The sequence below is a fragment of the Streptomyces sp. CB01201 genome (genome assembly GCF_002803085.1).
In the GTDB taxonomy this organism is placed as follows: domain Bacteria; phylum Actinomycetota; class Actinomycetes; order Streptomycetales; family Streptomycetaceae; genus Streptomyces; species Streptomyces hundungensis.
The window spans coordinates 334,271-349,892 of the sequence record NZ_NNBJ01000007.1 but is presented as its reverse complement, the minus strand read 5'-3'; the positions used below and the strand labels follow the sequence as shown (position 1 = coordinate 349,892).

General features: G+C 69.6%; 8 protein-coding genes. 6 read left to right on the top strand and 2 right to left on the bottom strand.

Features of this window, described 5'->3' with window-relative positions; all coding sequences use genetic code 11:
- Positions 1-5: 5 nt before the first annotated feature.
- A complete protein-coding gene (gene ngcE / locus CG740_RS17285; RefSeq protein ID WP_100576029.1) occupies positions 6-1,430 on the bottom strand; it encodes an N-acetylglucosamine/diacetylchitobiose ABC transporter substrate-binding protein in 1,425 nt (474 codons plus the stop codon).
- Between the two features lie 484 nt (positions 1,431-1,914).
- On the opposite strand from ngcE, the gene CG740_RS17280 reads away from it, so the two are divergent.
- The 3 genes from CG740_RS17280 to CG740_RS17270 all read left to right on the top strand — a co-directional run bounded on the left by CG740_RS17280 (position 1,915) and on the right by CG740_RS17270 (position 8,033).
- Positions 1,915-5,742, top strand: a complete 3,828-nt coding sequence (locus CG740_RS17280) for a GH92 family glycosyl hydrolase (RefSeq protein ID WP_100576028.1) — start codon at positions 1,915-1,917, stop codon at positions 5,740-5,742.
- Between the two features lie 160 nt (positions 5,743-5,902).
- Positions 5,903-6,844 (top strand): FG-GAP repeat domain-containing protein, encoded by a 942-nt coding sequence (locus CG740_RS17275; RefSeq protein ID WP_100576027.1) that lies wholly within the window; start codon positions 5,903-5,905, stop codon positions 6,842-6,844.
- 253 nt (positions 6,845-7,097) lie between these two features.
- Complete coding sequence (locus CG740_RS17270; protein ID WP_100576026.1) at positions 7,098-8,033, top strand: FG-GAP repeat domain-containing protein; 936 nt, start codon at positions 7,098-7,100, stop codon at positions 8,031-8,033.
- An 87-nt stretch (positions 8,034-8,120) separates the two neighbouring features.
- On the opposite strand, the gene acnA is transcribed toward CG740_RS17270, so the two are convergent.
- Positions 8,121-10,850, bottom strand: coding sequence for an aconitate hydratase AcnA (gene acnA / locus CG740_RS17265; protein WP_100576025.1), 2,730 nt, complete (start codon positions 10,848-10,850; stop codon positions 8,121-8,123).
- Between the two features lie 455 nt (positions 10,851-11,305).
- Here acnA and CG740_RS17260 point away from each other — a divergent pair, with 455 nt between their 5' ends.
- The 3 genes from CG740_RS17260 to CG740_RS17250 all read left to right on the top strand — a co-directional run bounded on the left by CG740_RS17260 (position 11,306) and on the right by CG740_RS17250 (position 15,578).
- A complete protein-coding gene (locus CG740_RS17260; protein ID WP_100576024.1) occupies positions 11,306-12,292 on the top strand; it encodes an NAD-dependent epimerase/dehydratase family protein in 987 nt (328 codons plus the stop codon).
- A gap of 816 nt (positions 12,293-13,108) precedes the next feature.
- The gene (locus CG740_RS17255) at positions 13,109-14,635 is read left to right on the top strand and encodes a helix-turn-helix domain-containing protein (protein ID WP_100576023.1); all 1,527 of its coding nucleotides are present in this window, start codon (positions 13,109-13,111) and stop codon (positions 14,633-14,635) included.
- 160 nt (positions 14,636-14,795) lie between these two features.
- Positions 14,796-15,578, top strand: a complete 783-nt coding sequence (locus CG740_RS17250; protein ID WP_100576022.1) for a DUF2470 domain-containing protein — start codon at positions 14,796-14,798, stop codon at positions 15,576-15,578.
- Positions 15,579-15,622: the final 44 nt, after the last annotated feature.

Sequence of the window (15,622 nt, the reverse complement as noted above, 5' to 3'; positions counted from 1 at the left end):
CCTCGTCAGAGGTGCTTGAACTTCGGGACGGAGGAGTCCTTCTTGGTGTCGTCCGAGGCCTTCTGGGCCTTGTCGATCCACTCGGCGGCCTTGATCTTGCCGGTGAGCAGATCCAGGGTCAGGTTGCCGATGGTTTCGTTGTTGAGCTTCTTGTACCAGTCCTGGAGCCGGGAGTTGAGGACGTTGGGCCCCGCCGCCTTCAACGCGGCGTTCGCCGAGGTCAGGCCCGGCGTCAGGGAGAGGCCGTCGGCGGCGCCCTGGACACAGGTCAGCGACTTGATGGCGTTGGTGAAGTTGGTGGTCTGCTTCTTGCTGAGCATGATGCGCAGCAGTTCCATGCCACCGGTGGGGTTCTTGCCGTCCTTGGCCACGATGAACGGCTCGCCCGCGGCCGCGTACAGGGCGCCGAAGGGCAGCTTGTCGTTCGGGCCGGAGCCGATGAGGGAGCCGACCGCGAGGTCGAAGTCCTTCGGCATGGTGGGCGCGGCCTCGTTCTCCACCCAGGAGCCGTCGGCCACCATCGCGGCGCGGCCCTGCGTCCAGGCGGTCTGCATCTGGATGTGGGTCATGCCCTCGGAGCCCTGGAGGAAGTAGCCCTGGCCGGCCAGCTCCTCGTAGTACGAGATGACTTCCTTGACCGCGTCGGTCTTGAAGGCGCCGTCGTCGAGGTTGTCGATCGCGTTGAGCGCTTCCTTGCCGCCGACCTTGCCGATCTGGTGCAGCAGGTCGAAGTGCACGTAGTACGGGTACTTGCCCGGGTACGTGAACGGGGCGATGCCCGCGGCCTTGATCTTCTTGCAGAGCGCCAGCATGTCCGAGAAGGTCTGGGGGTAGGTCCAGCCCTTGTCCTTGAACAGCTTGTTGGAATAGAAGGTGCCGTAGACGGTGAACGCGTAGTTGAACGCGTACATCTCCTTGGATCCGAACTGGCCCTGCTCGACGGTGCCGGCGATCAGGACGTCGCGCACCTTCTTCGAGGGGTCGTCGATGGTCGGCGCGTCCAGGAGGGGGGTGAGGTCCTGGAGCTTGCCGGTCTTGGCGAGGGCCGCGGTGTCGAGGTTGTCGGCGCCGGAGTTGTCCATGAAGTCCGGCGGGGTGCTGCTGGCGAACCGCGGCTGGAGCTTCGGGCCGATGGCCTGCGTGCCGGTGTGCTTGATGGTGATGCCGTACTTGGCGTTGTAGTCGGCCTCGGCGGACTTGATGTAGTCGTCACCGAAGCCGCCCTTGAAGACGAACGCCTCAAGAGCCGTGCCCTTGTTGACACCCAGCGGATTGTCCGCCGACTTGGTGCCCTGCGAGCTCGGCTTCTTGCTGGTGTCACCGCTGTCGGAACTGGCACATGCGCTCAGCAGTGACGTCGCCGGCACCGCGAACAGGCCGATTGCCATGGCCCGCTTGAGTGCGTCACGGCGGTTGATCTCGGATCCCATGCTCAAGTCCTCGCCTTCTCCAGGACTCATGCGGTGCAGCGGAATCCGCCGGCGCCCGCGAACAGTTGAAGCGTGAGTGATCTCGTACATCCATCGCGGAGGCTGCCCGGTCCCGGGCCGACCGGCCCGCACGCGTTCCCCCCGCCCGCGTTCAGCGGGTTGCCCGGACGCCGACAGGTATAGTCCACTTCCCGTCAACTGAGCAAGATCGAAAGCACGGTTGGCCGACAGTCTTTCCCGAGTTGAGACCTCGCGGATATATCTCTTGGTACGTACCAATGTGGATCAGGCTGTTGCTTTTGACGCGCATTACACACCTTGACGTCCGCATTGCCCCGTCGATTCCGGCCATCCATTCCTTCCCAACGCCCTTGACACCAACCGGCACTTGCCGCGCTACTGGATCCTGCGTTTCCGCTCTGACAACGTTGTCCACCTCGCATCCGCCGACCGAACCCGGCGGGCGCCGAAGGAAAGGGCCCGCATGCTGCCCAGATCCCGGTACCGACGAGCGCCGGCGGCCGCCCTGGCCGCCGCCTCGTTCCTGCTCGTAGTGACGGCCCCCTCCGCCGTCGGAGCGCCGTCCGCGACGGCCCAACCCCCGTTGTCCGGCGGCCGGTTCAGCACCTCGTTCGAAACCGGTCAGCCCCAGCCGGACTGGACCAATACCGTAGATACGGACCGCACGGGGACCAAGCGGGCCTCCGGGGTCGACGGCGCGTTCACCAGTGGGATACCGGGCAATGTGACCGACAAGGTCACCGATGTCCGGGCCAGCGCCGAGAACACCGACGGCGGCGAGGTGAAGGAGAACCTCGTCGACGGCCAGCCCAGCACGAAATGGCTGGCCTTCCAGCCCACGGCTTGGCTCGAATTCGACCTGTCCGAACCGGTGAAGACCCTCACCTACGCGTTGACGTCGGCCAACGACGCCCCCGAACGCGACCCCAGGGACTGGACCCTGAAGGGCTCGACGGACGGCAAGGACTGGAAGACCCTGGACAGCCGCTCCGGCGAGAGCTTCAAGGACCGCTTCCAGACCAGGACGTACGACTTCGCCAACACCACGGCCTACGCGCACTACCGCCTGGAGATCACCGCCAACGGCGGCGCCCCCATCACCCAGCTCGGCGACATCCAGTTCTCCAACGGCGACACCGCCACCCCGGCCGCCCCCGACATGCTCACCGCGCCGGACCGCGGACCGGGCGGCTCCCCCACCGCCAAGGCGAACGCGGGCTTCACCGGGAAGCGGGCGCTTCGCTACGCCGGTACGCACAAGGCGGACGGGCGGGCCTACTCCTACAACAAGGTCTTCGACGTCGACCTGCCGGTCACCCGGGACACCGAACTGGACTACAAGGTCTTCCCGTCGATGGCGGAGACCGACCTCAGCTACCCGGCCACCAACGTGTCCGTGGACCTCGCCTTCACCGACGGCACCTATCTGAGTGACCTGAAGGCGCTCGACTCGCACGGCGGGGTGCTCAGCCCGCAGGGCCAGGGCGCCGCCAAGACGCTCTACGTCAACCAGTGGAACCAGGTCTCCTCGGTGATCGGCACGGTCGCCGCCGGCAGGCGCGTGGACCGGATCCTGGTCGCCTACGACTCCCCCAGGGGCCCGGCCAAGTTCCAGGGCTGGATCGACGACCTCAGCATCGCGCCGAAGAAGCCCGCCAAGCCCCTCGCGCATCTGTCGGACTACGCGCAGACCACCCGCGGCACCAATTCCAGCGGCTCCTTCTCGCGCGGCAACAACTTCCCCGCGACGGCCGTCCCCAACGGGTTCAACTTCTGGACCCCGGTCACCAACGCCGGTTCGCAGGACTGGCTGTACGACTACGCGCGGCGCAACAACGCCGACAACCTGCCCACGCTCCAGGCCTTCAGCGCCAGCCACGAGCCGAGCCCCTGGATGGGCGACCGGCAGACCTTCCAGGTCATGCCCTCGGCGGCGGCCGGCACCCCGGACGCATCGCGCACCGCCCGCGCGCTGCCCTTCCGGCACGAGAACGAGACCGCGAAGCCGTACTACTACGGCGTCACCTTCGAGAACGGCCTGAAGACGGAGATCACGCCGACCGACCACGCGGCGATGATGCGGTTCACCTATCCCGGTGACGACGCGAGCCTGATCCTCGACAACGTGACCAACCAGGGCGGCCTCACCCTGGATCCGGGGACGCGTTCCTTCACCGGCTTCTCGGACGTCAAGAGCGGTCTCTCCGCGGGCGCCGGACGGCTCTTCGTGTACGGCGTCTTCGACACGGCGGTGACCGCGAGCGGCAAGCTGCCCGGCGGTGGCGGCGCCGACGTCACCGGCTACGCGCGGTTCGAGCCCGGCAAGGACCGCACCGTCACGCTGCGCCTGGCGACCTCCCTCATCAGCGTGGACCAGGCGAAGGCGAACCTGGCCGCGGAGATCCCCGCGCGGACCGGCTTCGACGCCGTCAAGGACCGGGCCCGGGGAGCCTGGGACAAGATCATGGGACGCATCGAGGTCGAGGGCGCCTCCCAGGACCAGCTGACCACCCTGTACTCCTCGCTCTACCGGCTGTACCTGTACCCCAACTCCGGCTTCGAGAAGGTCGGTTCCAAGAACCAGTACGCCAGCCCGTTCGCGCCGAAGGCCGGCGAGGACACCCCGACGCGCACCGGATCGAAGGTCGTCGACGGCACGGTCTACGTCAACAACGGCTTCTGGGACACCTATCGCACGACCTGGCCGGCCTACTCGCTGTTCACCCCGAAGAAGGCCGGCGAGATGATCGACGGCTTCGTGCAGCAGTACAAGGACGGCGGCTGGATCTCACGCTGGTCCTCGCCCGGCTACGCGGACCTGATGACCGGCACCAGCTCGGACGTGGCCTTCGCGGACGCCTATGTGAAGGGCGTGAAGTTCGACGCCGAGGCCGCCTACGAGGCAGCCCTGAAGAACGCCACGGTCGCCCCGCCCTCCTCCGGAGTGGGCCGCAAGGGCATGACCACCTCCCCCTTCCTCGGCTACACCCCCACCTCCACCCCCGAGGGCCTGTCCTGGTCGATGGAGGGGTACGTCAACGACTACGGCCTGGCGAAGATGGGCCAGGCGCTGTACGAGAAGACGAAGAAGCCCCGCTACCGGGAGGAGTCCGCGTACTTCATGGGCCGCGCCCAGAACTACGTGAAGCTCTTCGACTCCAAGGCCGGGTTCTTCCAGGGCAAGGACGCGAACGGCCAATGGCGCGTGGACAGCGCCAAGTTCGACCCGCGCGTCTGGGGCTACGACTTCACCGAGACCAACGGCTGGGGCTACGCCTTCACCGCCCCGCAGGACTCGCGGGGCCTGGCCAACCTGTACGGCGGCCAGGCGGGGCTCGCCCAGAAGCTGGACAGCTACTTCTCGACGCCGGAGACGGCCTCGCCCGACTTCGCCGGCTCGTACGGCAGCGTCATCCACGAGATGACCGAGGCACGGGACGTGCGGATGGGCCAGTACGGGCACTCCAACCAGGTCGCGCACCACGTCACGTACATGTACGACGCGGCCGGCCGGCCCTACAAGGCACAGGAGAAGATCCGCGAGGTGCTGCGGCGCCTCTACAACGGCAGTGAGATCGGGCAGGGCTACCACGGCGACGAGGACAACGGCGAGCAGTCGGCCTGGTACGTGTTCTCGGCGCTCGGCTTCTACCCGCTGGTGATGGGCAGCGGCGAGTACGCGATCGGCTCGCCCCTGTTCACCAGGGCGACCATCCATCTGGAGAACGGCCGCGACCTGGTCGTGAAGGCGCCGAAGAACAGCGCGTCCAACGTGTACGTCCAGTCCCTGAAGGTCAATGGGAAGGCGTGGAACTCCACGGCCCTGCCGCACGACCTGCTGGCGCGGGGCGGCACGCTCGACTTCGCCATGGGCTCCAAGCCCTCGTCGTGGGGCACGGCCAAGAACGCGGCGCCGGTCTCCATCACCAAGGACGGCAAGGTGCCCGCTCCCCCGAGCGACGCGATCACCGGCTCCGGCCCGCTGTTCGACAACTCCTCGGCCACATCGGGTGAGTTGACCTCGCTGGAGCTGCCGGTGGCGGCCCCGACGCGGGCGCTCCAGTACACGCTCACCTCGGCGGACCGCGCCAAGGCGCCGACGTCCTGGACGCTCCAGGCCTCGACCGACGGCACGACGTGGAAGGACGTCGACCGGCGCACCGGCGAGCGGTTCACCTGGGACCACCAGACCCGGGTCTTCTCGCTGCGCGCCCCCGGCTCGTACGCGCACTACCGGCTGGTGAGCGGCAGCGGGACGGCGACGCTCGCGGAGGTCGAGCTGCTCTCCTGACCGGTTTTGACCGGTATCGACCCGACGGTGCTCATCTCCGCGGCATTCCATGCGAGTTGACATGTAAAGATGCGGTGGAACTATCACGGCGGGATGCCGGACGGCTCATGAGTCGCCCGGCATCCCGATCGTGGCCTCACCATCACAACAGGAGCACTACGTGGCCAACTTCAGTGGCCGTAAGACCGGCAAGGCGCTCTCCCGCCTCGCCGTGGCGGCGATAGCCGCCGCCCTCGTCGGCGTCAGCGCCGGCGCGGCCTCGGCCGACGGTGTCTACCCGGGCCACACGCCCGCGGCACCGAAGCACGCCCCCAAGGCGAGGAACTTCGCCGCAGCGGCCCCCGCGGCAACGCCCGGCAACGCCGCGAACCCGATCTTCGCGCTGTTCGCCGTCGACAACGCGAACGCCGGCTGGGTCTACGGCCCGAACGGCACCGGCGGTCTGAGTGCGCGCTCGTTCGTCGCCTCCTTCCCGTACCTCGCCAACGACACGTTCGTCGACGACAACGCCGACGGCGAGATCGACGGCGAGTGGCAGTGGAACGGCGCCGGGGACATGCGCTACTTCAGCGAGTCCACCCCCGACACCGGCAAGCCGATCGGCGGCGGCTGGAACATCTACGACAAGGTGTTCTCCCCCGGCAACCTCGCCGGCGCCCAGGGCTACGACATCATCGCGCGCGACAAGGCGGGTGTCCTGTGGCTGTACCTCGGCTACGGCAACGGCACCGTGGCCAGCCGCATCAAGGTCGGCGCCGGCTGGGACGCGTACACCCAGATCGCGGGCAAGGGCGACCTGGACGGTGACGGCAAGGCCGACATCGTGGCCCGCGACAAGGCCGGCGTGCTGTGGTTCTACAAGGGCACCGGCAGCTACAGCGCACCCTTCGCGGGGCGCACCAGGATCGGCTCCGGCTGGAACGCGTACAACACGCTGGTCTCCACCGGCGACGTGGACCTGGACGGGAAGACCGACCTCATCGCCCGCGAGCCGAACGGCAACCTCTGGCTGTACAAGGGCACCGGCAACGCGGCCGCCCCGTACCAGTCGCGCGTCAAGATCGGCTACGGCTACGACGCCTACCGCCTGATGACGTCCTGACACACGGGCACGCGAGCGGCAGGGCCGCACTCCCCGGAAGGGGGGTGCGGCCCTGCCGTCGTTCGTGGTCGCGGCGCCGCCTCCTCGCGGCGAAAGTCCACTCGTTGGAGGGAGGGGAAAATCCCATCTTCCGCCCATACCAAACAAGTTGACATGTAAAGATGCGGTGGAACTATCGCGGCGGGATGCTGGACGTCTCGTCAGTCCTCCGACATCCCGCCCGCGCCACTGTCACCGACATCAGGAGCGATACGTGGCCAGATTCAACTGCCGTAAGAGCGGCACATCGTTGTCCCGCTGCGCCGTGGCGGCCATCGCCTGCGCCCTCGTCGCCGTGAGCGCCGGCGCGGCCTCGGCCGACACCGGGACCTGGGGCCACCTGCCCCCGACCACGAAGCACGTGCCGACGGCCCGGAACTCCGCCGCGAAGGCCGCCGCCACTCCCACCAATGCCGCGAACCCGGTCTTCCCCCTGCTCGGGGTGGACAACGCCAACCAGGGCTGGCTGTACGGCCCGAACGGCACCGGCGGCCTGACCCCGCGCGAGGCGGTCGAGGGCACTCTCGCGAACCTGTCCAACGACGCGTACGTCGACAACGACGCGGACGGGTACATCGACGGGGAATGGCAGTGGAGCCCCGCCGGGGACCTGCACTTCTGGCCCGACGCCAACACCGACAAGCCGATCGGCGGCGGCTGGAACATCTACGACAAGGTGCTCTCCCCCGGCAACCTCGGCGGCGCCCAGGGCTACGACATCATCGCGCGCGACGCGACGGGCGTCCTGTGGCTGTACCTCGGCTACGGCGACGGCACCGTCACCAGCCGCATCAAGGTGGGCGCCGGCTGGGACGCGTATACGCAACTGGCCGGCAAGGGCGACCTGGACGGCGACGGCAAGGCCGACATCGTGGCCCGCGACACGGCCGGCGTGCTGTGGTTCTACAAGGGCACCGGCAACTACAACGCGCCCTTCGCCCCCCGGACCAGGATCGGTGCGGGCTGGAACATGTTCGACACGCTGGTCTCCAGCGGCGACGTGGACCTGGACGGGAAGACCGACCTCATCGCCCGCGAGCCCAACGGCAACCTCTGGCTGTACAGGGGCACCGGCAACGCGGCGGCCCCGTACCAGGCGCGGGTGCAGATCGGCTACGGCTACGACATCTACCGCCTGATGACGTCCTGACACTCGGGCACGCGAGCACACAAGCGGCAGGGCCGCACCTCCGTGAGGGAGGTGCGGCCCTGCCGTCGTTCCTGGTGCCGGTGCCGCCTAGTTGCGGATCAGGCTGCGCAGCACGTACTGCATGATGCCGCCGTTGCGGTAGTAGTCCGCCTCGCCGGGGGTGTCGATGCGCACGACCGCGTCGAACTCGACGCCGGTGTCGGTGGTGACCTTGACGGTGCGCGGGGTGCTGCCGTCGTTCAGGACGGTCACGCCGGTGAAGGAGAAGGTCTCCTCGCCGGTGAGGCCGAGCGAGGCGGCGGTGGCGCCCTCCGGGAACTGGAGCGGCAGGACGCCCATGCCGATGAGGTTCGAGCGGTGGATGCGCTCGTACGACTCGGCGATGACGGCCTTGACGCCGAGCAGCGCGGTGCCCTTGGCGGCCCAGTCGCGGGACGAGCCCGAGCCGTACTCCTTGCCGGCCAGGATGACCAGCGGGATGCCGGCGGCCTGGTAGTTCTGCGAGGCGTCGTAGATGAACGAGACCGGGGCGTCGGCCTGCGTGAAGTCGCGCGTGAAGCCGCCCTCGGTGCCCTCCGCGATCTGGTTGCGCAGACGGATGTTGGCGAAGGTGCCGCGGATCATGACCTCGTGGTTGCCACGGCGCGAGCCGTAGGAGTTGAAGTCGCGACGCTCGACGCCGTGCTCCGTGAGGTACTTGCCGGCCGGGGTGTCGGCCTTGATCGCGCCGGCCGGGGAGATGTGGTCGGTGGTGACCGAATCGCCCAGCTTCGCCAGGACGCGGGCGCCCTCGATGTCGGAGACCGGGGTGGTCTCCATCGTCATGCCCTCGAAGTAGGGGGGCTTGCGGACGTAGGTGGACTCGGCGTCCCACTCGAAGGTGTTGCCGGTCGGGATCGGCAGCGACTGCCACTGCGCGTCACCCGCGAAGACGTCCTGGTAGGACTTGTTGAACATGTCCTCGCCGATGGCGTTGGCCACGACGTCGTTGACCTCGGCCTCGGTGGGCCAGATGTCCTTGAGGAAGACCGGGTTGCCCTCGGTGTCGGTGCCGATCGCCTCGGTGGTGATGTCGACCTTCATCGAACCGGCGATGGCGTACGCGACGACCAGCGGCGGGGACGCCAGGTAGTTCATCTTGACGTCGGGGTTGATCCGGCCCTCGAAGTTGCGGTTGCCGGAGAGCACCGAGGTGACCGCGAGGTCGTGCTCGTTGATCGCCTTCGAGATCTCCTCGTCCAGCGGACCGGAGTTGCCGATGCAGGTGGTGCAGCCGTACCCGACGAGGTTGAAGCCCATCTTGTCGAGGTACGGGGTGAGGCCGGCCTTGTCGAAGTAGTCGGTGACGACCTTCGAGCCCGGGGCGAGGGTGGTCTTGACCCACGGCTTGCGGGTCAGGCCCTTGTCCACGGCCTTCTTCGCGACGAGCGCCGCGGCGACCATCACGTACGGGTTCGAGGTGTTGGTGCACGAGGTGATCGCGGCGACGGTGACGGCGCCGTGGTCGATCTCGAAGGTGGTGCCGTCGGCGAGGGTGACCGGGGTGGGCCGGGTCGGCACGCCGTTGGTGGACGCCGGGGCGTCGGAGGCCGGGAAGGACTCCTTGCCCGCCTCGTCGTCGTCCTCGACGTAGTTGCGCACGTCGAGCGCGAACTGCCGGGAGGCGTTGGCGAGCACGATGCGGTCCTGCGGGCGCTTCGGGCCGGCGATGGAGGGGACGACCGTGGAGAGGTCGAGCTCCAGCTTCTCGGAGAAGTCGGGCTCGGCGGCCGGGTCGAGCCAGAGGCCCTGCTCCTTGGCGTACGCCTCGACGAGCGCGACCTGCTGGGCGTCGCGGCCGGTCAGGCGCAGGTACTTCAGCGTCTCGTCGTCGATCGGGAAGATCGCGGCGGTGGAGCCGAACTCCGGGGACATGTTGCCGATGGTGGCGCGGTTGGCGAGGCTGGTCGCCGCCACACCCTCGCCGTAGAACTCGACGAACTTGCCGACGACGCCGTGCTTGCGCAGCATCTCGGTGATCGTGAGCACGAGGTCGGTGGCGGTGGTGCCCGGGTTCAGCTCGCCGGTCAGCTTGAAGCCGACGACGCGCGGGATGAGCATCGAGACCGGCTGGCCCAGCATCGCGGCCTCGGCCTCGATGCCGCCGACGCCCCAGCCGAGCACGCCGAGGCCGTTGACCATGGTGGTGTGCGAGTCGGTGCCGACCAGGGTGTCCGGGTAGGCCTGGCCGCCCCGGACCATGACCGTACGGGCCAGGTGCTCGATGTTGACCTGGTGGACGATGCCGGTGCCCGGCGGGACGACCTTGAAGTCGTCGAAGGCGGTCTGGCCCCAGCGCAGGAACTGGTAGCGCTCCTTGTTGCGGCCGTACTCCAGCTCGACGTTCTGGGCGAACGCGTCCTTGGTGCCGAACTTGTCGGCGATGACGGAGTGGTCGATGACCAGCTCGGCCGGGGACAGCGGGTTGACCTTCGCCGGGTCGCCGCCGAGCTCCTTGACGGCCTCACGCATGGTGGCGAGGTCCACGACGCAGGGCACGCCGGTGAAGTCCTGCATGATCACGCGGGCCGGCGTGAACTGGATCTCCTCGCTGGGCTGGGCCTGGGAGTCCCAGTTGCCGAGCGACCGGATGTGGTCGGCGGTGATGTTCGCGCCGTCCTCGGTGCGGAGCAGGTTCTCCAGGAGAACCTTCAGGCTGTAAGGGAGGCGCGCGGAGCCCTCGACCTTGTCCAGCTTGAAGATCTCGTACGACTCGTCGCCCACGCTCAGCGTGGTGCGGGCGTCGAAGCTGTTCGCCGACACGACAGTCTCCTTCATAAGTGTGCGCGTTCCACCACAATCCTGCCGCCACGACATGTTGTCGATCCGCTGAGGTAAGGCTAAGTTAGGTAGACCTTACCGAGCGTCGGCTGCGGTGCGCCCCGGTAGATATCTCGATGTCGAGATAACTCTAGTACATGGCCGCCGGTGGGTCATGCGCGGGCGCCCGCGATGCCTCGTGATGTCCCGCATCGGGTTGACGGCCGCCACGGCACGGCGACGGCTGCTCGGCCTCCGCGCCGAAGACCGCCCGACCGCTCAGACCCCGCCCGACCGCTCAGATCCCGCCCGCCGCCGCCCCGTGCCGGGTGGCGAGCGGGTCCCCGGACAGGAACAGGTCCGCGCACCGGTGCGGCGCCCGCGGAGGCCGGCGGGCAACGCGTGGGCGGGTGCCGCTCTGCCCACGGCTAAGCAAGGCCGCACACCCCCGCGGTCCGTGTTTGGGTGGGCCGATGGAGATCTTGGTATTGGGCGGAACGGCATGGGTGGGCCGCGAGTTCTCGCGGCAGGCGCTGGCTCGCGGGCACCGGGTGACCTGCCTGGCCCGCGGCGAGAGCGGAAGGGTGGCCGAGGGCGCGGAGCTGGTCGTCGCGGACCGGCGCGACCCGGCGGCGTACGAGGGCCTGAGGGGGCGGGACTGGGACGCGGTGGTCGAGCTGTCGTCGCAACCCGGCTTCGTCCGGGCCGCACTCGCGGCGCTCGGCGGGCGGGCGGCCCACTGGACGTACGTGTCGTCGGTCAGCGCGTACGCCTCGCACGGACGGCTCGACGCGGACGAGTCGGCGGAACTGCTTCCGGCGACCGAGTTGGACGAGGTCGACCACACGCTGTTCGGGGAGGCCAAGGTGGCCTGCGAGGAGGCATCGGCGGCCGCGGTGGACGACCGGCTCCTCGTCGTGCGGCCGGGGCTGATCGGCGGCCCCGGCGACCACACGGACCGCTCGGGGTACTGGGTCGCCCGCGCGGCCCGCGAGCCCGAGGCTCCGCTGCTCGTGCCGGCCTCCCAGGGCGTGGGGACCCAGTTCGTCGATGTGCGGGACCTCGCGGCCTGGCTGCTCGACTGTGCGCAGGGGCGAACGACCGGCATCTACAACGCGGTCGGACCGGTCCTGCCGCTCGGGAAGTGGATCGCGCTGGCGCGGGAGACCGGCGGCCACACCGGCCCGGTGGTGGCGGCCGACGACGACTGGCTGCTCGGCCGAAAGGTGGTCCAGGCCATGGGCCCCGAGTCGCTCGCACAGTGGGTGGCGGACCCGGACTGGGCCGGCTTCAGCGCCCGCGACGACACCGCCGCGCGGGCGGCCGGTCTGCGGCACCGGCCCCGGGAGCAACTCCTCGCGGACACCCTGCACTGGGAGCGGGAAGAGGGCCTGACCCGGCCCCGCCGGACCGGCCTGAGCCGCGAGCGCGAACGCGAACTGCTGGAAGCGCTGGGCTGACGAGCATGCGAGGGAGCGGGGGGTAGGGGGTGGCCATCCGTCCCGGGCTGCGGGATCCGCCCGAGCGACGGGCGGCCGTCCCGGGGTACGGGATCCGCCCGAGCGACGGGCGGCCGTCCCGGGGTACGGGATCCGCCCGAGCGACGGGCCGCCGTCCCGGGGTACGGGATCCGCCCCAGCGACGGGCGGCCGTCCCGGGGTACGGGATCCGCCCGAGCGACGGGCCGCCGTCCCGGGGTGCTTGGTTCACCCGAGCCACGGCCGCCGTCGCGGGGTACGGGATCCGCCCGAGCCACAGGCCGCCGTCCCGGGGTACGGGATCCGCCCGAGCGACGGGCCGCCGTCCCGGGGTGCTTGGTTCATCCGAGCCACAGGCCGCCGTCGCGGGGTACGGGATCCGCCCGAGCCACAGGCGGCCGTCCCGGGGTGCTTGGTTCATCCGAGCCACAGGCCGCCGTCGCGGGGTACGGGATCCGCCCGAGCCACAGGCGGCCGTCCCGGGGTGCTTGGTTCATCCAAGCCACCGGCCGCCTTCCCGGGGCGCCGGATTCACCCGGGCAGGCGCGGCCGCCCCGCGCCTTCGGATGCGCCCGCGCAGGAGCCGACTCACCCGGCGCGGGTTCGTGTGCGAAGGCCGGACGCGGGGGGCCGGCCCCCTGAGCGACACGCCCGGCGGCCGGAACATCCTCATCCACGGATGGACCCCTTCCGTTTGCGGCCACCGGAGGGAAATCGCAGGATCGGAGTTGACGGTTCTTCACCCCGTTGGCCCACCTGGACGCGAGCGTCATCTCATATCTGAGATAACCTGCCCCTATGGCAGACGACTACCTCGTACGCATCGGCAAGCTCATCCGTGACGCCCGGCAGCACCGGGGCTGGACACAGACGCAGTTGGCCGAGGCTCTGGGCACCAGCCAGAGCGCCGTGAACCGCATCGAGCGGGGGAACCAGAACATCAGCCTTGAGATGATCGCGCGCATCGGGGAAGCGCTCGACAGCGAAATCGTCTCGCTCGGATACTCCGGCCCCATGCACCTGCGGGTCGTGGGCGGCCGCCGTCTCTCCGGCTCGATCGACGTCAAGACGAGCAAGAACGCCTGTGTCGCGCTGCTCTGCGGCTCGCTGCTCAACAAGGGCCGGACCGTGCTGCGCCGGGTGGCCCGCATCGAAGAGGTCTACCGCCTCCTCGAAGTCCTCAACTCCATTGGCGTGCGCACCCGTTGGATCAACGAGGGCATCGACCTGGAGATCGTGCCGCCGGCCCAACTCGACCTGGACGCCATGGACGCCGCGGCCGCCCGCCGCACCCGCTCCATCATCATGTTCCTCGGCCCGCTGCTGCACCGCATGGACCGCTTCCGGCTGCCGTACGCCGGCGGCTGCGACCTCGGCACCCGCACCATCGAGCCGCACATGATCGCGCTGCGCCGGTTCGGCCTGGACATCACGGCGACCGAGGGGATCTACCACGCCGAGGTGTCGCGCACCGCGCCCGACCGCCCGATCGTGCTGACCGAACGCGGCGACACCGTCACCGAGAACGCGCTGCTCGCCGCCGCCCGCAACGACGGCGTCACCGTCATCCGCAACGCCTCCTCCAACTACATGGTCCAGGACCTGTGCTTCTTCCTGGAGGCGCTCGGCGTCAAGGTCGAGGGCATCGGCACGACCACCCTGACCGTGCACGGCATGGCCGACATCGACGTCGACGTCGACTACTCGCCCTCCGAGGACCCGGTCGAGGCGATGAGCCTGCTCGCCGCGGCCGTCGTCACCGAGTCCGAGCTGACGATCCGTCGGGTGCCGGTGGAGTTCCTGGAGATCGAGCTCGCGGTCCTGGAGGAGATGGGCCTGGACCACGACCGCACCGCCGAGTACGCCGCCGACAACGGCCGCACCCGGCTGATCGACCTCACCGTGCGCCCCTCCAAGCTGGAGGCGCCCATCGACAAGATCCACCCGATGCCGTTCCCCGGCCTCAACATCGACAACGTGCCGTTCTTCGCGGCGATCGCGGCGGTGGCCCAGGGCCAGACGCTCATCCACGACTGGGTGTACGACAACCGCGCGATCTACCTCACGGACCTCAACCGCCTCGGCGGCCGCCTCCAACTCCTCGACCCGCACCGGGTTCTGGTGGAGGGTCCGACCCGCTGGCGCGCCGCCGAAATGATGTGCCCCCCGGCCCTGCGCCCCGCGGTGGTGGTCCTCCTCGCCATGATGGCCGCCGAGGGCACGTCCGTGCTGCGCAATGTGTACGTCATCAACCGCGGCTACGAGGACCTGGCCGAGCGGCTCAACTCGGTGGGTGCGCAGATCGAGATCTTCCGGGACATCTAGGACGCGGACGCCGCCGAACCGCGCCCCTCCCCGAGCCGCCGCCCAGCGGAACGGGGAGGGGCGCGGCGGCATTTCCCGGCCTCGGCCGCACTCCCAGCGAAAAGTTAGGTTAGCCTTACCTGAGTTGAGGGGCTTCGGTCCTGTGCCGTGAGGAGTTGCCTTGAGTACTGCCGCAGATGCCGGACCGACCGGACCGACGGGGCCGACGGGGCCGACGGGACCAGCCGGACCGGCCGAGCCGACCGGCGCCGAGCGCGTCCGGTCCGTACTGGCCCGGGCCGCTTCCCTGTCCCTCGTCACCCAGGCGCAGGGCTATGACCTCATCGGCATGCACACGGTCGACTCCAGGGGCCGGATCTCCCTCCACCCCCCGGCGGACAGCCCGTTGGCCGCCCAGATCGCCACCGCTCCGCGCGGCAGCCTCGCGGCACTGCTCGACTTCACCGATGTCGCCGCGACCGCGGTCCGCGACCGCGTACGGGCCCGGGTGACGGTGTCCGGCTGGCTGACCCCGCACGAGCCGGGCCGCATCGACGGGCGGCTCCGTCTCGACACCGCGCGTGTCACGCTGCGGACCGCGGCGGGAGCGGCGGAGGTCGGGCTCGACGAGGTCGCCCTCGCCGAACCGGATCCGCTCGCCGTCGGGGAGGCCGCCATGCTGACCCATCTGGCCGACGCCCACGGGGACTTGATGGCCGAGCTGGTCGTGCGCGCCGGATCACGGCTGCCGCCCGGCGTCCTGCGCACGGCCCCCTTCGCCCTGGACCGCCACGGCATCACCCTGCGCTGCGAATACCGCCGGGGCCACTGCGACCTGCGCTTCCCCTTCCCGGCCGAGGTCCGCGACCCCGCGGAGGCCGGCGAGCAGGTCCGGCGGCTGCTCACGGCGCCCCGGTGTGCGCACCCGCACCAGCCCTCCCCCCGCAGCCGCGCCGCCAACTGAACCGGCGACGGCCGCCGGAGCGCTCGACGCCGTCGCGGCCGGGA